A 19,206-nucleotide genomic window follows, 5' to 3' on the forward strand; every position below is an offset into this window, starting at 1 on the left:
CACATTAAATAATTACTTTGTGACTTCTAAAACTGCTCAAGTGGCTACGACCAAGAAAACGATTGCTCCCAAAAAAGGCCAACCTGTGTCTGTACCTGAAGTGGTAACAAAGAAAAAGAATACCGCTGCAAAAAAAAAGGTGAAGACCCCGCCCGCTGCTAAAAAGTCGGCAGTGAAGGCGGTCACAGGTGTTAAACATATCACTTTTCAATTACGCTTTCATACCAGTTTCGGACAGGACCTGCTGATTCTTGGCGATCACCCTTTACTGGGTAATGGCCAACCTGAACAGGCCGTACCCATGCAGTACTTTAATGAAGAATATTGGGTATTAACTGTTCCATTTGAAACGGCAGATTGCACAGGGCCGGTTACCTACCATTATTTGTTAAGAAATGCCGATGGAAGTATACAGCACGATTGGGGTAATGATAAATCATTTGATCCGAAATCGCTGAAAGTAACTGAACTGCATATTATCGATACATGGAACTATGCAGGGTATTTTGAAAATGCTTTTTATACGGAGCCGTTTACGAAAGTATTGCTTCGCTCTAACGCAATACATGTAAAAACAAAGAAGGTAACATCTGTTTCACATATACTCAGTGTAAAAACCCCTTTGTTACAGAAAGGACAAACAGTTTGTGTGTTAGGTAGCGGTAATACATTTGGATACTGGGATAGTAGCGACCCATTGCTGATGAGTAAAGATGATGGCAGTGATTTTTATCGGATTGAATTGAACCTGAGTAAAGAAAATTTTCCGATAGCCTATAAATATGGAGTCTACGATACTATCGCACAACGATTGGTTAGGTATGAAGATGGCAATAACCGTATCCTGCATGAAGCATCTGTAAAAGATAAGCTCATGATGGTAAATGACGGTTTTGCGGTATTACCCAATAATGTATGGAAAGGAGCAGGTGTTGCGATTCCTGTATTCAGTATCAGAACCGAACATGGTTTAGGCGTTGGCGAGTTTACGGATCTCAAAAAAATGGTAGACTGGGCTGTTAAAGCCGGGTTGAAGATGATTCAGTTATTGCCTGTCAACGACACTACAGCCACACATAGCTGGACAGATTCTTATCCCTATGCTGCTATTTCAGCTTTTGCATTACACCCGCTTTACCTGAACCTGGATGCATTGGTAAAAGATGATGTGAAATTGCAGAAACAAATCAATGTAGAAAAAGCAAAATTAAACGCACTGCCCGAAATTGATTATGAAGCTGTGATTGGTTTTAAAACGAAGCTGATACAGAAAATATATACAGCAAAAGGACAGGATACACTTTCATCAGCCGGATTTCAGGAATACTTTGAGCAGAATAAACACTGGTTACAATCATACGCTGCTTTCTGTTACCTCCGAGATCAGTATGGTACGGTTGATTTTAACCAATGGCCGGCATACAGACATTTTAACCAGCAGGAAATAGACTTTTTAACAGCCAGAGAATCGGCTGCCCATACGGAGATAGCGCTTCATTATTATGTACAATACCAACTCCATGTACAATTAAAAGAAGCCACTGCCTATGCACACGATCATGGTATTATAGTGAAAGGAGATATTGCCATCGGAGTTTACCGCCATGGAGCTGATGCATGGCAGCATCCTGAATTGTATCATATGGATGCACAGGCAGGTGCTCCACCGGATGATTTTGCAGTAGCGGGTCAGAACTGGGGCTTTCCTACCTATAACTGGCAACAGATGCAGGCCGATGGCTTTGCATGGTGGAAACAGCGTTTTGAGCAGATGGGTTACTATTTCGATGCATTCCGTATTGATCATATCCTTGGATTCTTCCGCATATGGAGTATTCCCATGGATGCGGTAGAAGGTATACTCGGTCGTTTTGTGCCGGCCATTCCGGTTCATATCAATGAATTTCAGCAGAGAGGTATTTCTTTCGATCATCACCGGTTTACCAAACCCTTTATCAATGACAATATTTTATGGGAACTGTTCGGATACGATAATGAATTGGTGAAAAAAGAGTTTCTGGATTATGATGGTTTTGGTCATTATACCCTAAAGCCTTCGTTTGCCACGCAAAGAAAGGTAGAAACTCATTTTCATACACTGGAACAAGACGAACAACATGAAAAAGTAAAGAAGGGACTGTATAACCTGATCAGTAATGTGATACTGTTTCCTGCCGCAGAAAACGATCATGAGCATTTTCATTTCCGTATCGGTATAGAGAATACTTCTTCTTATCGCTACTTAGACACACATGTGCAGGGTTTGCTGAAAGATTTGTATGTTGATTATTTCTATCGTCGTCAGGATGAATTCTGGAAACAGGAAGCCTTACAAAAATTACCTGCATTAAAGCGGGTAACCAATATGCTGATCTGTGGAGAAGACCTGGGTATGGTACCCGATTGTGTGCCCGATGTAATGAAACAACTGGGTTTGTTAAGTCTCGAAATACAAAGGATGCCGAAAGATCCGAAAAAAGATTTCTTTCATCCCAATGATGCACCTTACCTGAGTGTGGTAACACCTTCCACACATGATATGAGTACTATACGTGGCTGGTGGGAAGAAGACCGTGAACGGATTCAACAGTTTTATAACCATGAACTCGGTCAATGGGGTGAAGCACCTGCGTATTGTGAAGCCTGGATCAATCAGGCTATTGTATTGCAACATTTGTATTCACCGGCTATGTGGGCTGTGTTTCAGTTACAGGATTTATTAGGTATGAATGCTGCTTTGCGTAGAGAAGATCCCAATCAGGAAAGAATCAATATACCTGCCAATCCCAAACACTACTGGCGCTACCGTATGCACCTGAGTATGGAAGAACTAATGAAAGAAGTGTCTTTTACCAATGAGTTAAAAGGATATATTGAAGCAAGCGGAAGAAGCTGAGAAAATTAGAAATAAGGAACAGGAAATAACTAAGTGATGTCAGATAGCAGATGTAAAATCTGATATCTGACATCTGCCATCTGACATTCTTCCTCTATCTTTACGCTTCCAAAAACAATTCCCTTGAAGCTGAGTTACCGGGCTGTTAATCTGCCTTTTCAATATCCTTTTACAATATCAAACGGTAGAACCAAAACACACCAGCCATCTTTAATAGTGGCGCTTGAATTAGGACCTTTTATGGGGTTTGGGGAAGCACCCGCTATTACCTATTACAATATTACGGTGGAAGAGATGATGGCTGATCTGGAGAAGTACCGTAAGATGATTGAAAAGTTTGCCCTTACAGAGCCGGAACGTTACTGGCATTACCTGCATCACCTGATTCCCAATAATCCATTTTTGGTTTGCGCACTGGATATGGCCTGCTGGGATCTATTCGGAAAAATGAAAGGGAAACCGGTTTATCAGTTATGGGAAACCCAATGGGAAAATACACCTGTAACTGATTACACGATTGGCATCGATACCATCGATATTATGATCAATAAAATGAAAGCTCATCCGTGGCCGGTATATAAAATTAAGCTGGGTACACCACAGGATATTGCGATTATAGAAGCCTTACGACAGTACACAGATGCTACTTTCAGAATTGATGCCAATGCCGGTTGGACTATTGAGGAAGCATTGAGTAAAATTCCGCAATTGGCTACACTGGGTGTAGAGTTTATTGAACAGCCCTTAGCAAAAGATAACTGGGAGGGGATGAAAATACTCTATGAAAAGTCTGCATTGCCCCTGTATGCGGATGAGTCATGTGTATCAGAGCATGATGTTAAAAAATGTGCCGGTCATTTTCATGGTATCAATATTAAATTAACTAAATGCAGTGGTATGACACCTGCGTTGCGAATGATTCAGGAAGCACGAACGCTGGGTTTAAAAGTTATGATGGGTAGTATGAATGAATCTACCATCGGTTCTGCAGCCATTGCACAATTTCTGCCGCAACTGGATTATGTTGATATGGATGGCCCTTTGTTACTGGCCGAAGATATTGCTACGGGACTTCAATATAACGATGGACATATTACCTTATCGGGAAATCCTGGATTAGGTATTCGACTCTCCTGATTCATAGTATTAAATCTTTCCTTCTCCCTTTCTCCCTGCAAAAAACCGTTACGCATTTTCGTAAACTACTAATTCAAAATGTTTCTCGCAGGGAGAATGGAAGGTGGTTATGGGAATTCACTTTTTTATAACAGTTCTTTCTTTTTCTGGCATTGCGTTTGGCTTATACAAAGTATAAAACCATTCATCATGAAAAAGAAAATTTTACCCATTACAATCCTGCTTTCTATATTCATTATCAACACACCCGATGCACAGGTAAGGGTAAACCTCAATGTGAATATCGGTCAGCGACCAGCCTGGGGACTTCCCGGTAACTATGCAGGTGATTTCTATTATTTTCCTGAAATTGATGTGTATTACAATATCCCCCAACGCAGGTTTGTGTACCTCGATAGAGGTAACTGGATTTATGTGAATGATTTGCCCCGTGCTTACAGAGGTTTTGATCTCTATCGAGGTCAGAAAATAGTGATCAATGATCCAAATCCTTTTATCCGTCCGAATTATTACCGTGAAAGATACGGCCGTCAGTATATGGCATACAGACCCCCGGTAGTAATTGTTGACAAAAGAAGAGGCCATGACCGAGATGATGACCGTTGGGAAAGACGAGGCCATGATCGCAGAAGGTGGTGATAGAAACAGAGGAACAGAGAAATATCCAATATAGAATTTCGAAGTTGGTTATTCTTCTATTTCTCTGTTCCTCTGTTTCATTTGTTTATGTCTCGTTTAGTACCGATTTTCGGGGTATGACACCGGAAAGAAGAGAGAAGCTATTACGCGTTTTACATAACAGACAGGCGGATTTAGCTGTTGTTATGGAAAATGTACAGGATCCACACAATATATCGGCCGTTATGCGTACCTGTGATGCGGTGGGTATACAGGACATCTATATTCTCAACACAAAGATCCCGCGGCACCAGAAATTCGGGGCCAAGAGTAGTAGTAGCGCTGCCAAATGGTTAACGGTGCATCAGTATGAAGATGCGCAGCTGTGTTTTGCAGACCTGAGAAAGCATTACAGTAAAATTTTAACGACCCATCTTTCATCTGACGCGGTTAGTTTATACGATATCGATTTTACAGAGAGTATCGCGCTGGTATTTGGTAACGAACATGCGGGTGTTAGTGATGAAATCAGGGTTTTGTCTGATGGTAATTTTATCATCCCGCAAATGGGGATTATCCAGAGTCTGAACATTTCTGTGGCCTGTGCTGTAAGTATTTACGAAGCAAGCCGTCAGAAGAAACTGGCAGGGCATTATGATCGCATTTCAATGCCGGCCGAAAGACAGGATCAACTATTGACGGAATGGGGCTTTAAAGAATTAGATTAATTTCTAACCTTTCTCCGGGCTTCAGTCCGGAGAAAGGTTAGAAAAGTGTCACCACTAATTTGAAAATATGAAGAAGATAATAGCATTGGCACTTTTACTGTTCGTTTTCTATCAAACGCAGGCACAGGTTCCTCAGATCAGAAAAGTAAAGATCAATGAACTCATAAAGATCATTGATACCACATCGGTGCCATTGGTGGTAAATTTCTGGGCCAGCTGGTGCGCGCCTTGTATCAAGGAAATTCCCTGGTTTGAGAAATCAGTAGCCGCCTTCAGTGACCAGAAGGTGAAATTATTATTGGTAAGTCTCGATTTTGCAGATGACTATCCAAAAGGGATTGCAGCCTTCGCAAAAAAGAATAATTATACCTCTTCCATTGTATGGCTGGATGAAACCAATGCGGATGACTTCTGTCCGAAAATTGACAAACAATGGGATGGTGCTATTCCGGTTACCTTGATGGTAAACAAAAAGAAGGGCTACCGGAAATTTTATGCCCAGCAATTACCCGAACAGCGTTTACTGATGGAATTAAAAGCCTTAACCGCGCAGTAAGCTACTGGTACTCATTTTCACTTTCTTTTGCCTGCTTGTCCAGCTTATGGGTTAAGTAGATAGCATAAACCAATGCAATCAGGCTGCAGGTGCCTAATACAATACCTTTTATACTTCCATAATTGATGCCTTGTGCAATAGCATAAGCAATCAATACCAGCATGATGATAATGAATAGAGGTCTCATAAAACAGAGGTTTGGTTATAAAAAAGATGCTGGTGTCGGTCATTTCCATAAAAAAAGCGTGGTAATTTTAAAAACTACCACGCTTTTTTATGTATGGGGGGATTAACTTCGTTTAATTGAACAGCCAACCGAACGGCTTTCTTTCAGGGAAACTGACTTGCCATTTACCAGTTCTGTGATGGCTTCTCTGGCATGCACTCTTTTTACACTACCTGCATCTGATGGGTTATCATCGATAGCACCTTTATATTGTAACTTGCCATTTGCGTCAAATAAGAAAAGCTCAGGTGTGCGTGTAGCACCAAAAGCATTGGCCAGTTTAGAATCCTCATCAACCACGTATGGAAAGTTGTATTGCTGGTTTTTAGCATATTCTTTCATGGCTGCATACGAATCAGCATCATCTCTGGAGCCTTCATTCGAGTTAAGCAGTATGATGCCAATATTATTTTGTTTGGCATAGGCTGCGATATCCAGGGTTCTTTGCTGGTTCTTCACTACATATGGACAGGTGTTGCAGGAAAACATCACGAGTACGCCATTTTTTTGCATGGCATCCTTAATGGATAATTCTTTTCCTGATACATCCTTCAGTTTAACATCACCCATTGGCAGGTTGGCACCAACGGCAATGGATTGCGCATGGGTAACTACCATCATGCCCAGCAACAGTGCCGAAAAAAGCATTTTTTTCATAAGTGTATGTTTTATTAATGATAACAGATAAAATCCTATCTGGTTGAGCTAGTATGGTTCTTCAGCAGGTGCAGTATACAGGATCAGGCAGGTTGAGCAGCTTCTTTTTGCTGGCGTAATTCAGCCTCTTTCGTAAGGTAAGTAATACTTACGTTTAATTCAAATCCTATCAATAAAATTAACGAATTAATGTACATAAGCAGCATCAGAATCAGCACGGTTCCAATAGATCCATAAATGCGATTATAACTTGAGCTGGCAAATAAGCTTACCCAATATGAAAATACCAATGTGGTGGCCAGTGTGAGAAATGTAGCCAGCAGTGATCCAGGTGAAACAAGCTTCCAGCGCTTTGTAACCGATGGGCCATAGCGGTAAGTAAGCGCAATACCATAAAAAACCAACCCGATAATAACCAGCCATCGTAGCGCATTCCATAATGGCAAGAGCTTATCGCGTGTTGCATCGCCTATTTTGAAAAGACTGTTCATCAAAGCAGATAATTGTTGCTGTCCGATGAGTATCAGTGATGAACCGATGACCAGTAAAATTAAAATAGCGGTCATCTGTATGGCTCTCCAACGTTGGTGAAAGATAAATCCTTTTTGCTGCTGTATAGATCTGTCGAATGTACGGATGATGCCAATCATCGCATTTGATGCATAAAATATCAGGAGTAGAAAACCGAATGAGAAAATACCAACATGTTTTTCCATCAGCCCCTGTACAATATTGCTTAGGAACCGATAAGTTTTTGTATCAGGCGTAATGTCTTTAAACAAACTGAGTATTTGTTTGTCGACATGCATTGCTTCCGGAAAATAAGGAATGAGTGAGAATAGAAATAACAGTGCCGCAGGTAAGGCCATGATCAGGTTAAATGAAATGGCTGCCGCTCTTTCATTTAATCCCACTTTATTGATCTGCTTAAAAAAGAAAACTACCACATCAAACAACGGTAAGCCCTGGAACCCCGGAACATGTAGGGTCTTGCTTTTGCGTATTACAAAAGCAATGGGTTTCCATGAAATAATAAGCCGTTGCAGTTTGATCAAAATGAATGGTTATTTTTTATGGGCCATATAAATATCTAATTGTTTCTGGTATTCTTTTGCATACTTATCATGTTCTTCATAAGTGGCACTGAAATGATGGTAACCGCTGAAATCGCTTTTGGCTACAAAGAAAAGATAGTCGGTTACAGGTGCTTCCAGTATAATATCCAGTGTTTTTGGTGAGGGTGTACAGATTGGGCCAGGGGGGAGTCCTTTTCTACGGTACGTATTATAGGGGGAGGGGTTGCTGAGATACTTCTCATAAATACGTGTGATGGTAAAATCCTGCATGGCGTATTTAATAGTAGGACAGGCCTGCAAGGGCATTTCTTTCTTCAGCCTGTTTAGGTAAACGCTGGCAATTTTATACTTATCGCTGTCGAAATTGGTTTCTTCCTCAACAATGGAAGCCAGGATATAAGCATCGGTCTGTGAAAGTCCTTTTGCCTTGGCCTTTGCCAGCCGGTTATTTTTTTGCCAGAACTGCTCACTGTTATCTTTCAGTTTACGCATCATTTTAACCAGTGGGGTGTTCCAGTAAAAAATATAGGTATCAGGAATAATTCGGGTAAACAGGCGTGTGGTATCGGTTTCGAGTTGCTGTAAAGAATCATTGGAAGAAAGAAAAGCCATGACAGTAGCTGAGTCGGTGGCAAACTGTTTACCAATCAGTTTAGCGAGGTCGGCTTTTGTTCGCAGTTTATTAATCACCAGTTTCAGTTCGGCCTGTCTGCCATTGCGCAGCATACGGGCAATGGAAAAAGCCGACTGTCCTTTCTTTACCTCATATTTTCCCATTTTCAGTTTGGGCCATACAGTAGTAAATGAACCGATTATTTGTAAACCGGTTGTACGGGATACTATTTTTTCTTCCAGCAGAATCTTTAAAACAGCCTCTTTATGTGTTTGTCCTTCTCTGATGATAAAATAGCGGCTTTTCTCATCAAAAGCAGTGGTACTGCCAAACAGTAGCCAGGCAGCAAGCGTAATAACTACTACAAAAAAGAGGAATATCCAGCCAATGATGCGTTTCATATCATCAAATTAAATAAAAAACCCTGTCTGTAGTACAGGCAGGGTTTTGGGAATACTTTTTTTATACTTATTTCTTGCCGGTATCGGGCGTAGCTGCTGTTGTAGTATTCACCGGAACAGCGGGTTTGGGAGCGGGCTGGCTGGTGGTTGTGTTTACTTTTTGTAAAACAGAATTATCAACGCTGGAACCGCCTTTGAGAAACAGGCTTGAAACCAGTGCCAGAACTGCAATGATGCTGGCAAAGATCCAGGTACCTTTTTCCAAAACATCGGTGGTTTGCTTTACGCCCATGAAATTGTTGGTTAAGCCACCCACATTGGCAGAGAGACCGCCGCCTTTGGGGTTCTGAATCAAAACAACAAAACCCAGTGCCACACAGGCTAACACAATCAGAACAAGAAACAGAATGATCATTTTATATACCTTTTAAATGTTGAATCTTGGCCGCAAAATAAGCGGATTTTTCAGGATTTATGAAACTTAATTTAATGTACAGCTGGATGGCTTTCTCCGTTTGCCCCTGTTTTTCGAGTACTTCGGCCATGGTTTCGGTCACCACTTCCCTCGATTCATTCGAATTTTCAGCTATCAGGGCCACAGCCTGCTCAAGATCGGTGCCGGTACCAAGGTCGTTTGGCTGCTGCTGGTGGTGCTTCATTTCCTTCAGCCAGTCAGTAAATTTCCTTAACTGCGAAGTGAGCTTATCCTGTGGCATCTTATTCAGGTCTACACGGATACCCTGAGAGGCAAAATAATCGATGGTATGAAGGCGCTCCGTTTCAATCTCCAGCTTATCGCTGGCTTCCACCGGTTTCTTAAAATCGGCCAACTGCTCAGATAAAAGACCGGATAATTTGGTATCAGGTAAGGGCAGATCCTCCGTTTCATCAATCATTTCTTCTGTATCATCCACATCAGGCGGATTGTCTGGAGCCTTTCGGGGATCAATCGAACGAATAATATCCCTTACATCATCAATCGAAGGAATGGTAATGGGTTTACCGGCAGGTTTATCAACTACTGGTGTTTCCGGCATACCCACCGTTTCTGAAATAGTATCCGTTTCCAACAGGTACTGCATCCAAAGCGGATTGCTTACATGTAAAAGGGAGGTTCCCAGGGATGCTGTATAAGCATTTGTATTGCCTTCCTGCTTTAATTTACTACTATAGAGAATCCTGGCAGGGGAGAAATAGGGGTAAGAGGTTACCAATGCTTCTAACTGATCAACCGGAACCAGTTCTGCGGATGACTGACCCGTTATATGCATGAATACTTTCTCCCGGATGGAACTCATATTGGTTGATGGCTTATTTCGTAACGATAAATGTACTAATTGATTACCAGTTAGAAAAAAGTCGGTTGAAAATCTCATCCACCATATTTCTAACCACTTCATCCAGCAACTGGGCCTCAGCTGTATTGAAAGAAAGATTGGCGCTGTAATCAAAGCTCCTGCTTACTTCGAAATCATCCTGGGTATTCTCCAGGTTCTTTTTAAGCTTTATTTTAATGGTAACAGTTAAACGGTTGGTACTTGCCTGCCGGTTACTGATACCCACAGTCTGGGTACCATTATAAGTAACAATACTACCGCTAACCACATAATGAGCATCGTCGCTGGTAACACGGGTAAGTTTTGTCTGATTGGTAATTTTTTGCTGCAGTTTATCATTCAGTTTTGGACTCAACTGCGGGTTGATATAGCTGGCCTTATTATCAATAAATTCCAACTTGATCGTTTTTACTTTCGGATCAATCACCGCATCGTTGAATGCATACTTCACTTTACAGGCCGAAAGGAGCATCACTATGCTCAAACAAATGAAAAGGTAGTTGAAATGATATGATCCTGTTATTTTTTTCATAGTCCTGTTATTCTTCAATATCGTATTCCTTCAGTTTTCGGTATAAAGTTCTTTCACTGATACCCAGATCGATGGAAGCATCCCGACGTTTACCCTTATGTTTTTTCAGCGCTTTCAGTATCAGTTCTTTTTCCTTATCCATAATATTCAGTGATTCCTCTACTTCTTCGTGGTGATGAATATCTTCTTCATGAAGCAATACCGGCTGTCCGTTGGTAACCGGTAGTATCTGATGTGGTGAACTAACAGCACTATTCATAACCTGTTGCATATCTCCGCCATTTACCTGAAATTCCTGCAACAAAGAATCACGGGTGAAATTGGCTGCCGAACCAGCCAGAGAAGGGTTCTGTAAAATTTCCAGAAACATTTTTTTCAGCTCCGTTACATCCTTCTTCATGTCGAAAAACAACTTGTATAAAATTTCTCTCTCGTTGGCAAACTCACCCGTATAATTTCCTGCCTGAGCTGCCAGTACGGGCATACGTGAGTATTTGTTCTGGTCGGGCAGAAACTGAGCCAATGTGGCCCCTGATATCTGGTTGGTTGGACTCAACACCGAAATCTGTTCTGCAATATTCTTTAATTCACGTACGTTGCCCTGCCAGGGATGGTTAATTAACATTGATTTGGCATCATCATCCAGCTGAACCGGCGAAGTTTTATAGCGTTCTGCAAAATCCACCACAAATTTCCGGAAGAGGAGGAGTACATCTTCTTTTCGGTCGCGTAAAGAAGGTACACGTATCGGAACCGTACTCAAACGGTAATATAAGTCTTCCCTGAAACGTCCTTTCTGTGTAAACTCCAGTAATTCGCGGTTGGTGGCAGCAATTACACGTACATCTGTTTTCTGTACTTTGGATGAACCCACACGTATAAATTCTCCGGTTTCCAATACACGTAACAGGCGGGCCTGTGTACCCAATGGCATTTCTCCGATTTCATCCAGAAAGATGGTACCACCACTCACGGTTTCAAAATAACCTTTGCGGCTGTCTACCGCACCGGTAAATGCGCCTTTCTCATGACCGAAGAGTTCTGAATCAATTGTGCCTTCCGGAATGGCGCCACAGTTTACTGCGATAAATGGATTGTGTTTGCGTGCAGACAATGCATGAATAATCTGCGAAAATACTTCCTTACCCACACCACTTTCGCCCACTATCAAAACAGTAAGATCGGTAGCCGCTACCTGAACCGCCGTATTTAACGCATGGTTCAGTGCCGGTGAATTACCGATGATACCGAATCTGTTTTTTATACTTTGTAGATCCATAATTTAGATTTGTTGATCGCTGATCGCGGATGTCGGATGCTAGATCGCAGATGTCAGATTTTATATCTGTAATCTGACATCTGCCATCACTTCCTCATTTCTTATTCCCTTCGACTACGCTCAGGGCAGGACTTATTTACTTCTTTCTCCTCTCAACGTGGTCTTGGTGCAGTCTGTAACTTTTACCATGACATAGGTTCCTTTCAGTTGTTCATCCATGCTTTTTTTAGGGAATACCAGTACCTTATTCTGACTGGTTCTGCCCATCCAATCGGCATCACTTTTCCGGCTATTGCCTTCTACCAGTACCTTGAATGTTTTGCCCAGGTCTTTTTCATTGCTTGCCCTGGAAAGTTGACCCTGAAGGTCTACAATTTCCTGCAGCCTTCTTTTTTTCACGTCTTCAGGAATATCGTCTGTATATCTTCTGGCTGCAAGTGTACCGGGGCGTTCACTGTAAAAGAACATATAACTCATATCATAACCACTATACCGCATAATGCTGAGTGTATCCTGATGGTCTTCTTCCGTCTCCGTACAGAAGCCAGCAATAATATCGGCACTGATACCACATTCGGGTAATAGTTCTCTGATACGGTCTACCTTGGCCATATACCATTCACGCGTATAGGTTCTGTTCATCAGCTGAAGTATTCTGGTACTGCCGCTTTGTACAGGCAGGTGAATGTATTTACAGATATTTTCATGACGGGCCATGGTATGCAGTACTTCATCTGTAATATCTTTTGGATGGGAGGTACTGAAACGTACACGTAATTCCGGACTTACCAATGCTACTTTTTCGAGTAGTACAGCAAAAGTTACGGTCTCATCTTTCTGCTCGTCGATCCAGTAATAACTGTCTACATTCTGACCGAGCAGGGTTACTTCTTTATATCCTTTCTCAACAAGATCGGTTACTTCATGCAATATAGAATAGGCATCACGGCTTCTTTCACGACCACGTGTAAAAGGTACCACACAGAAGCTGCACATGTTATTACAGCCTCGCATAATTGAAACAAATGCGCTGATGCCGTTGCTGTCTATACGAACAGGGGCAATATCGCTATAGGTTTCCTCACGGCTCAATAATACATTCACGGCTTTCTGTCCGGTTTCTGCTTCTTCAATCAATCCGGGCAAGCTTCTGTAAGCATCAGGACCCACAACAATGTCTACCAGTTTTTCTTCTTCCAGTAACTGCGCTTTCAGTCGCTCAGCCATACAGCCCAGCATCCCGATTAATAAACCCGGTGTTCTTTCTTTTAGTTTCCGAAACTCCGTGAGTCTTTTACGAACCGTCTGTTCTGCTTTTTCGCGGATAGAGCAAGTGTTAAGCAGAATGAGGTTGGCCTCTTCCACATTTCTGGTAGCGCCAAAACCGGCATTGTTCAGAATAGATGCAATGACTTCGCTGTCTGCAAAATTCATGGCACAGCCATAACTCTCTATGTAGAAATGTTTCGAATAACGATTGGGGTCATTCGCAAATGGACTAAACGCTTCTCCCTGGCGGGCTTCATCATGTACTTTGTCTCCGATAGCCAATACATCCATGAATAATAAAATTTATAAGTAGCAAAATTAACAAAATTGTCTCGTTTTTGTGTCAGTTTGACAGGTTTTAAGGCTTGAAAATTGTGTTAATCAATTAGTTTTGCATCGAAAATGCCCCGTACACATGAAGAAATGGTTCTTTTGGATGCTGTTCCTTGTAACCGGTTCAGCAGCTTTTTCTCAGGATATAGTTGTCAACAAACTTCGTAGTGAAACATCGAGAACGATTAAAAAGGAGGCGGATACCAGCCGTTGGACCTGGAAAAGGGGGGGATTACTCAGTGCCAACCTTTCACAGGGGTCTTTGAGTAACTGGGCAGCCGGGGGTGATAATTTTTCACTGGCGGTTAGTTCCTATTTCAATTTTTTCTATTTTTTTAAAAAGGGAAAGCATAACTGGGACAATAATTTCGATATGAACCTGGGGTATGTACAAACGACCAGTTTGGGTGGACGTAAGAATGATGACCGTTTTGATTTTCTGAGTAAGTATGGTTATAAGATGGATAGTACCGGTAAGATTTTTCTTTCCAGCCTGTTCAATTTCCGTTCACAGTGGTTTGATGGTTATACTTTTTCGGGTGGCGTACCTTCTTTTGCTTCTTCGTTTTTATCGCCTGCTTATATTATTCTATCAGTAGGTTTTGATTACAAACCCAACGATAAGCTTTCTGTCTTTGTTTCGCCGTTAACATCCAGGCTGACCGTTGTTGCCAATAATAAATTATCTGCGCAGGGTAAATACGGGGTGCCTGCCGGTAAAAACTCTGTGAATGAGATAGGTACTTTTGCAACCGTTAACTACAATAATACGATCGCCAAAAATGTTACCTATAAAGCAAGGCTTGATATATTTTCTAATTATAACAACAGGGCGCAGAACATAGACTTCTTTATGACCAACCTGTTTTCTTTCAAGATCAATAAATTCTTCTCAGCTACTTATAGTCTCGATCTCATTTATGATGATGATGTTCGTCTGTTCGGCCCAAATAAAACATCCCCTGGCCTGCAAACCAAAAGCCTGATCGGTATTGGTTTTCTGAAACCTTTGAATGTGAGGAAAGGATGATCAAATGCCTGATGGAGGATCGCTGATGTCTGATTTGTATTGTATTGCAGATGACTTATTCAATCAGAAATCAGACATCAGCGTTCAGAAATTATGCTTTTACCTTCAACAGATGCTTTATTTTGTTTGCTTTGTGAGTGAGGTCCTGGTAGTCTTTGTGCATAATGGTTACATGGCCCATTTTTCGGCCGGGCTTGGTTTGTAGTTTGCCGTATAGGTGCACAAACACATTATCCATCTTCAATACCTCTTCCAGGTTTTCATAGCTTGCATTACCTGAATATCCTTCGGCACCCAGCAGGTTTACAATTGCGGATGGAAGAATGGCATCAGGGTTGCCCAGTGGGTAGCCGAGCATGATGCGCCATAACATATCATACTGGCTTGAATAATTGGCTTCAATGGTATGATGGCCGCTGTTATGAACCCTTGGAGCCGTTTCATTAACCAGCACTTCTTCATTTTTATCGACAAAAAGTTCAACCGCAAAAAGCCCCGGACTTTGTAGTGCTTTTACAACCCGTAAAGCGATGGCTTCCGCTTTCCACAATACTTTTTCCGGTAAATGTGCAGGACTGATCTGGTAATCTAACAGATTCAACAACGGATCAAATACCATTTCAGCAGGCGGATAGAGGGTCGTTTCTCCTTTTTCATTCATCGCCACAATCATGGCAATTTCTTTCTCTATCGGCACCATTTTCTCCAGAACAGCTGGGGCATCAAAGCCTTTACTGATATCCTGCTCATCTTTTATTACCTGAACCCCTTTGCCATCATAACCACCTTGCCCGACTTTATGTACGGCAGGAAGAAAACCATGGTGCTGGGTCAATTCTGCCAATGTTTCGGTGATGATAAAGTCGGAGGTAGGAATATCATGATCCTGATAAAACTGTTTCTGCAGTATTTTATTCTTGATGGTTCTGATAGCAGATGGTTTGGGGATCACTCTTACACCCTCTGCTTCGAGTTTTTCAAGTGCATCCACATTCACTGCTTCAATTTCAATGGTAAGTACATCCAGTCCTTTTCCAAACTGATACACCGTATCAAAATCGTTGATATTGCCTTTTACAAAATGATGGCATAAATGAGCCGCCGGGCAATTGGGGTCGTTTTCGAGAACGTATGTTTCTACTGTATAATTGGCTGCAGCCTGTAATAACATTCTGCCTAACTGTCCACCACCTAAAATGCCTGCTTTCATAAATGATTGAATGGGCAGCAAATATAGTTGATCCGTTTGAAGACTGAAACGGAGGTGTTTATACTGTTTTTGTGATGGCCCTTACTTCATAGGAATTGTCTTCCAGTGAAATTTTCGCTTCCAGATCAAGTGGAGGAAACTGCATCAGAAAATATTCGCCATACTCTACCCATTTCATAGGTATGATTTGCGATAATTCATCAAAAAAATTGTAATAAGATGCACCTTCTTTAATGGCAGGTGTTTGTTGAGTAGCCGGAATGTTTTTTTTTTCTGTAAGCGCCTGAAATATTTGTGGTACCCATATTGGCACATAATTTTCATCATCAAGACCGTTACCTTCCAGTATGTCTTCCAGATCAACGATCATTTCTGCAGTTGCATTTTTTCCGGTGATGGCCAGTACAAGTTGTTTCAGCGTATATAATAAGAGAGGCTCAGACATAATGTAGTTTAATGCTGTGGAATTTTTTTAGTTGTCAGTAGCACCAGGTTTGGCGGCACTGGGGAACATGGTTACTATTTCATCATATGCCGGCGGATTTTTTAATACGATTACCACCCAGTCTACGGTGCTGCTTACTACAGCGGGAGGCACTTTGGTTTTATCGAGTGAATAGGAAATGCCTGCTTTGGCTGTATTGTAAGCAAGTGTTAAGCGGGCTTTTTTTCCGCCTTTCTTACCGGTTTTATCTGAAACGCCGGGTTTTGCTGCATCAACCATTGCCAAAGCTACGGCATTCGTCATGATAGCTGAAGAAGCAAATTTGCTGGAAGCATCAGGAATATCAGCAACCCTTCCTGAGGGGGCAGTTCCTGTTTCAAGTCGTACTTTGTGTTGCAGTTCTGTAGTTTGCCATCCATGATCACCATAGCCATGTCCGCCATCTGCATCATAGGTTGTGGGGTCACCGGCAGTAAATGCACCCTGCAGAACAGGCGTTGAAATGGAAAAACGCTGAACAGGAGTTGCCTGTGTATGGGTATCAGTTGTTAAAGCTTTGGCACCCATAACATCAGCTTCATTCTCCAGCACTGCATCATCATTCACTGCAATACCTTTTAGTTGCGTGGTTGCCTGTACTTTGCCTTGTTTTTGTTGTACTACATGCCAGGCTTCATGCGGCAAATGTTTTTCCTGACCAGGCGCCACATGAATATCTGTACCCTGTGCATAAGCATAGGCATTGAGTTGGGCGGGTTTGGATGAATTGGTATGCACTTTCACATCATCCATGCCAACACCCGATAATTGTTCTATCCCCGATTTTAATTGATCCGGTAAACCTGTCTTATTTTCTTTTTTCTGAATAACAGAAACAGCCGGTAAGGAAAGAAGTGATTTATTGTGATTCGCCATAGACATGAATGCCTGTAATTGTGCTACCTGAGGACTGCTATTGGCAATTTGCTGGAGTTGATAAGCACCTACGATTGCTGGGAGCGAATCAGATTCTTCTCCTGCCATTTTTTGTTCCGCCACATAATGGGCGGAAGATTTGGATTGGCTTTCTGTTGTTTGGTTGACCTGATTTTTCATAGTTCTTCAGCGTGAGCTGATGCTATGTTTACAAATTACTAATGTTTTCTGAATAATAGCATACTATTCTGTTTTATCTTCCATACCGGAAATTATTTGCTTAATTTTGTACCAATGATTCCTGATTACCCTCATAAACTGTTCAGCGACAAGCGTTTCTGCTATTGCCTGCTGATGGAAGCATTGGCCATGGATGCCGCATAACAGTCTTTCCGGATTTTCTTACTATTATTCATCTTATTAAACATATTGTATGGAAACAATTACCAGTACTATGGTACCATCAAACCCCATAACTGATTTTCTCCCTTTGCAAGGCACAGATTATGTAGAATTTTATGTAGGTAATGCCAAGCAGGCAGCACATTTTTATAAAACGGCTTTCGGTTTTCAAAGTCTGGCATATGCCGGACCGGAAACAGGTGTAAAAGACCGGGCCAGTTATGCTGTTCGTCAGAACAAACTCACATTTGTATTTACTACCGCACTTCGTACAGATAATCCCATTGCTGATCATGTATACAAACACGGAGATGGTGTAAAAGTGCTGGCATTAAGAGTGGAAGATGCAGCTGATGCCTGGAAACAAACAACAGCGCGTGGGGGAAAAAGCTATCTTGAGCCGCAGCAGTTTACAGATGAATATGGAGCGGTGGTAATGAGTGGTATACACACTTATGGAGATACCGTGCATCTGTTTATTGAAAGAAAAAATTATACAGGCGCTTTTTTACCGGGATATCGAAAATGGAATAGCCATTACAATCCATCAGAAACAGGACTTTTATATGTAGACCATTGCGTGGGTAATGTTGGCTGGAACCAGATGAACCCCTGGGTTAAATTTTATGAAGAAGTAATGGGTTTTAAAAATATACTCAGTTTCGATGATAATGATATTTCTACAGAATACTCAGCATTGATGAGTAAGGTAATGAGTAATGGTAATGGTTTTGTTAAGTTCCCGATCAATGAGCCCGCTGAAGGAAAGAAAAAATCGCAGGTAGAAGAATACCTTGATTTTTATAATGGAGAAGGATGTCAGCATGTGGCACTGGCTACCAACGATATTGTGAAAACAGTAACCGATTTGCAAAACAGAGGAGTTGAATTTCTAAAAGTGCCTACAACCTATTATGATGATTTATTAGATAGGGTAGGACATATCGATGAAGACCTGAATCCGTTGCGTGAGTTGGGTATTCTGGTAGATAGGGATGATGAGGGATACCTGCTTCAGATTTTCACCAAACCGGTTGAAGACAGACCCACCCTTTTCTTTGAGATCATTCAACGTAAAGGAGCCAAAAGTTTTGGTAAGGGTAATTTCAAGGCCCTTTTTGAAGCCATTGAGCGTGAACAGGAGAGCAGGGGGAATCTGTAGTTTTTTGCTGTGAGCTTTGAGCTACGAGCTGTGAGTTTTGATAAGTTGCATTTGAAGGATATTCAGTCTATTTGGGAGTGTAAGTATTTCTGTTTAACCAGTATAATCCCAAATCGAATGAGCGAGCCTGCCATTTATTTCAATAATAGCAGAAAATTTAAAGTAGCCACCCGTTAAGGCTCATAGCTCGAGGCGCAAAGCTCATAGCCTAATTTTTTCGATGGTAATGATTTTTAACTAGTAGTTAGCCAATTATCATAAAAAGTTAATTGGCTAACCGCTAATAGCTAAAAGCTAATGGCGCCCCCAACAATGCGCAATATTTTCACCCCGTATTCGTTTCTTTAACAGGCTATTGAATGCCTGTTATTGTTGGTTTTGTTA

The 19,206-nt window shown here is 41.6% G+C and carries 19 protein-coding genes; 7 read left to right on the plus strand and 12 right to left on the minus strand.

Going from position 1 to position 19,206, the window contains the following annotated elements; genetic code table 11:
• Positions 1-40: 40 nt before the first annotated feature.
• From BC659_RS16285 to BC659_RS16305, 5 genes are all read left to right on the plus strand, one after another.
• Positions 41-2,896, plus strand: coding sequence for a 4-alpha-glucanotransferase (locus BC659_RS16285; protein WP_246027158.1), 2,856 nt, complete (start codon positions 41-43; stop codon positions 2,894-2,896).
• A gap of 123 nt (positions 2,897-3,019) precedes the next feature.
• A complete protein-coding gene (locus tag BC659_RS16290) occupies positions 3,020-4,033 on the plus strand; it encodes a dipeptide epimerase (protein ID WP_133475648.1) in 1,014 nt (337 codons plus the stop codon).
• A 189-nt stretch (positions 4,034-4,222) separates the two neighbouring features.
• Positions 4,223-4,672, plus strand: coding sequence for a hypothetical protein (locus tag BC659_RS16295; protein ID WP_133475649.1), 450 nt, complete (start codon positions 4,223-4,225; stop codon positions 4,670-4,672).
• Between the two features lie 116 nt (positions 4,673-4,788).
• Positions 4,789-5,379, plus strand: coding sequence for a TrmH family RNA methyltransferase (locus BC659_RS16300; RefSeq protein ID WP_133475650.1), 591 nt, complete (start codon positions 4,789-4,791; stop codon positions 5,377-5,379).
• 67 nt (positions 5,380-5,446) lie between these two features.
• On the plus strand, positions 5,447-5,935 hold the full coding sequence (locus BC659_RS16305) for a TlpA disulfide reductase family protein (protein WP_133475651.1): 489 nt from the start codon (positions 5,447-5,449) through the stop codon (positions 5,933-5,935).
• A gap of 1 nt (position 5,936) precedes the next feature.
• Here BC659_RS16305 and BC659_RS16310 read toward each other — a convergent pair whose 3' ends face one another.
• The 9 genes from BC659_RS16310 to miaB all read right to left on the minus strand — a co-directional run bounded on the left by BC659_RS16310 (position 5,937) and on the right by miaB (position 13,616).
• Positions 5,937-6,122 (minus strand): hypothetical protein, encoded by a 186-nt coding sequence (locus BC659_RS16310; protein ID WP_133475652.1) that lies wholly within the window; start codon positions 6,120-6,122, stop codon positions 5,937-5,939.
• Positions 6,123-6,224: 102 nt separating this feature from the next.
• Entirely contained in the window at positions 6,225-6,818 is a 594-nt protein-coding gene (locus BC659_RS16315; protein WP_133475653.1) for a thioredoxin family protein, read from the minus strand.
• An 83-nt stretch (positions 6,819-6,901) separates the two neighbouring features.
• The gene (locus BC659_RS16320; protein WP_162847451.1) at positions 6,902-7,873 is read right to left on the minus strand and encodes a YihY/virulence factor BrkB family protein; all 972 of its coding nucleotides are present in this window, start codon (positions 7,871-7,873) and stop codon (positions 6,902-6,904) included.
• A 9-nt stretch (positions 7,874-7,882) separates the two neighbouring features.
• On the minus strand, positions 7,883-8,908 hold the full coding sequence (mltG, locus tag BC659_RS16325; protein ID WP_133475655.1) for an endolytic transglycosylase MltG: 1,026 nt from the start codon (positions 8,906-8,908) through the stop codon (positions 7,883-7,885).
• A gap of 67 nt (positions 8,909-8,975) precedes the next feature.
• Positions 8,976-9,323 carry a preprotein translocase subunit SecG gene (secG, locus tag BC659_RS16330; RefSeq protein ID WP_133475656.1) on the minus strand — a complete coding sequence of 116 codons (348 nt, stop codon included), beginning with the start codon at positions 9,321-9,323 and terminating at the stop codon, positions 8,976-8,978.
• 1 nt (position 9,324) lies between these two features.
• The gene (locus BC659_RS16335) at positions 9,325-10,206 is read right to left on the minus strand and encodes a hypothetical protein (protein ID WP_133475657.1); all 882 of its coding nucleotides are present in this window, start codon (positions 10,204-10,206) and stop codon (positions 9,325-9,327) included.
• A 43-nt stretch (positions 10,207-10,249) separates the two neighbouring features.
• Positions 10,250-10,777 (minus strand): LptE family protein, encoded by a 528-nt coding sequence (locus tag BC659_RS16340; RefSeq protein ID WP_246027159.1) that lies wholly within the window; start codon positions 10,775-10,777, stop codon positions 10,250-10,252.
• Positions 10,778-10,784: 7 nt separating this feature from the next.
• Positions 10,785-12,056 (minus strand): sigma-54 interaction domain-containing protein, encoded by a 1,272-nt coding sequence (locus BC659_RS16345; RefSeq protein WP_133475658.1) that lies wholly within the window; start codon positions 12,054-12,056, stop codon positions 10,785-10,787.
• Positions 12,057-12,188: 132 nt separating this feature from the next.
• The gene (miaB, locus tag BC659_RS16350) at positions 12,189-13,616 is read right to left on the minus strand and encodes a tRNA (N6-isopentenyl adenosine(37)-C2)-methylthiotransferase MiaB (RefSeq protein WP_133475659.1); all 1,428 of its coding nucleotides are present in this window, start codon (positions 13,614-13,616) and stop codon (positions 12,189-12,191) included.
• Positions 13,617-13,740: 124 nt separating this feature from the next.
• Between miaB and BC659_RS16355 the strand changes: the two genes are divergently transcribed.
• Positions 13,741-14,688 (plus strand): DUF3078 domain-containing protein, encoded by a 948-nt coding sequence (locus BC659_RS16355; protein WP_133475660.1) that lies wholly within the window; start codon positions 13,741-13,743, stop codon positions 14,686-14,688.
• A gap of 91 nt (positions 14,689-14,779) precedes the next feature.
• Here BC659_RS16355 and BC659_RS16360 read toward each other — a convergent pair whose 3' ends face one another.
• From BC659_RS16360 to BC659_RS16370, 3 genes are read right to left on the minus strand one after another with little or no spacing between them, the layout of a single operon-like run.
• Positions 14,780-15,898, minus strand: coding sequence for a 5-(carboxyamino)imidazole ribonucleotide synthase (locus BC659_RS16360; RefSeq protein WP_133475661.1), 1,119 nt, complete (start codon positions 15,896-15,898; stop codon positions 14,780-14,782).
• A gap of 58 nt (positions 15,899-15,956) precedes the next feature.
• Entirely contained in the window at positions 15,957-16,343 is a 387-nt protein-coding gene (locus tag BC659_RS16365; protein WP_133475662.1) for a hypothetical protein, read from the minus strand.
• A 27-nt stretch (positions 16,344-16,370) separates the two neighbouring features.
• A complete protein-coding gene (locus BC659_RS16370; RefSeq protein ID WP_133475663.1) occupies positions 16,371-17,438 on the minus strand; it encodes an eCIS core domain-containing protein in 1,068 nt (355 codons plus the stop codon).
• Between the two features lie 253 nt (positions 17,439-17,691).
• Between BC659_RS16370 and hppD the strand changes: the two genes are divergently transcribed.
• Positions 17,692-18,822 carry a 4-hydroxyphenylpyruvate dioxygenase gene (gene hppD, locus BC659_RS16375; protein ID WP_211340799.1) on the plus strand — a complete coding sequence of 377 codons (1,131 nt, stop codon included), beginning with the start codon at positions 17,692-17,694 and terminating at the stop codon, positions 18,820-18,822.
• The last annotated feature ends 384 nt before the right edge of the window (positions 18,823-19,206 follow it).

Source organism: Sediminibacterium goheungense (assembly GCF_004361915.1).
Lineage (GTDB): Bacteria > Bacteroidota > Bacteroidia > Chitinophagales > Chitinophagaceae > Sediminibacterium > Sediminibacterium goheungense.

What these genes read in the sequence shown, in the direction of transcription:
- BC659_RS16295 (WP_133475649.1), top strand. Translation starts at nt 4,223, where the DNA reads ATGAAAAAGAAAATTTTACCCATTACAATCCTGCTTTCTATATTCATT.
- BC659_RS16300 (WP_133475650.1), top strand. Translation starts at nt 4,789, where the DNA reads ATGACACCGGAAAGAAGAGAGAAGCTATTACGCGTTTTACATAACAGA.
- BC659_RS16305 (WP_133475651.1), top strand. Translation starts at nt 5,447, where the DNA reads ATGAAGAAGATAATAGCATTGGCACTTTTACTGTTCGTTTTCTATCAA.
- BC659_RS16310 (WP_133475652.1), bottom strand. Translation starts at nt 6,122, where the DNA reads ATGAGACCTCTATTCATTATCATCATGCTGGTATTGATTGCTTATGCT.
- BC659_RS16315 (WP_133475653.1), bottom strand. Translation starts at nt 6,818, where the DNA reads ATGAAAAAAATGCTTTTTTCGGCACTGTTGCTGGGCATGATGGTAGTT.
- mltG (WP_133475655.1), bottom strand. Translation starts at nt 8,908, where the DNA reads ATGAAACGCATCATTGGCTGGATATTCCTCTTTTTTGTAGTAGTTATT.
- secG (WP_133475656.1), bottom strand. Translation starts at nt 9,323, where the DNA reads ATGATCATTCTGTTTCTTGTTCTGATTGTGTTAGCCTGTGTGGCACTG.
- BC659_RS16335 (WP_133475657.1), bottom strand. Translation starts at nt 10,206, where the DNA reads ATGAGTTCCATCCGGGAGAAAGTATTCATGCATATAACGGGTCAGTCA.
- BC659_RS16340 (WP_246027159.1), bottom strand. Translation starts at nt 10,777, where the DNA reads ATGAAAAAAATAACAGGATCATATCATTTCAACTACCTTTTCATTTGT.
- BC659_RS16345 (WP_133475658.1), bottom strand. Translation starts at nt 12,056, where the DNA reads ATGGATCTACAAAGTATAAAAAACAGATTCGGTATCATCGGTAATTCA.
- miaB (WP_133475659.1), bottom strand. Translation starts at nt 13,616, where the DNA reads ATGGATGTATTGGCTATCGGAGACAAAGTACATGATGAAGCCCGCCAG.
- BC659_RS16355 (WP_133475660.1), top strand. Translation starts at nt 13,741, where the DNA reads ATGAAGAAATGGTTCTTTTGGATGCTGTTCCTTGTAACCGGTTCAGCA.
- BC659_RS16360 (WP_133475661.1), bottom strand. Translation starts at nt 15,898, where the DNA reads ATGAAAGCAGGCATTTTAGGTGGTGGACAGTTAGGCAGAATGTTATTA.
- BC659_RS16365 (WP_133475662.1), bottom strand. Translation starts at nt 16,343, where the DNA reads ATGTCTGAGCCTCTCTTATTATATACGCTGAAACAACTTGTACTGGCC.
- BC659_RS16370 (WP_133475663.1), bottom strand. Translation starts at nt 17,438, where the DNA reads ATGAAAAATCAGGTCAACCAAACAACAGAAAGCCAATCCAAATCTTCC.
- hppD (WP_211340799.1), top strand. Translation starts at nt 17,692, where the DNA reads ATGGAAACAATTACCAGTACTATGGTACCATCAAACCCCATAACTGAT.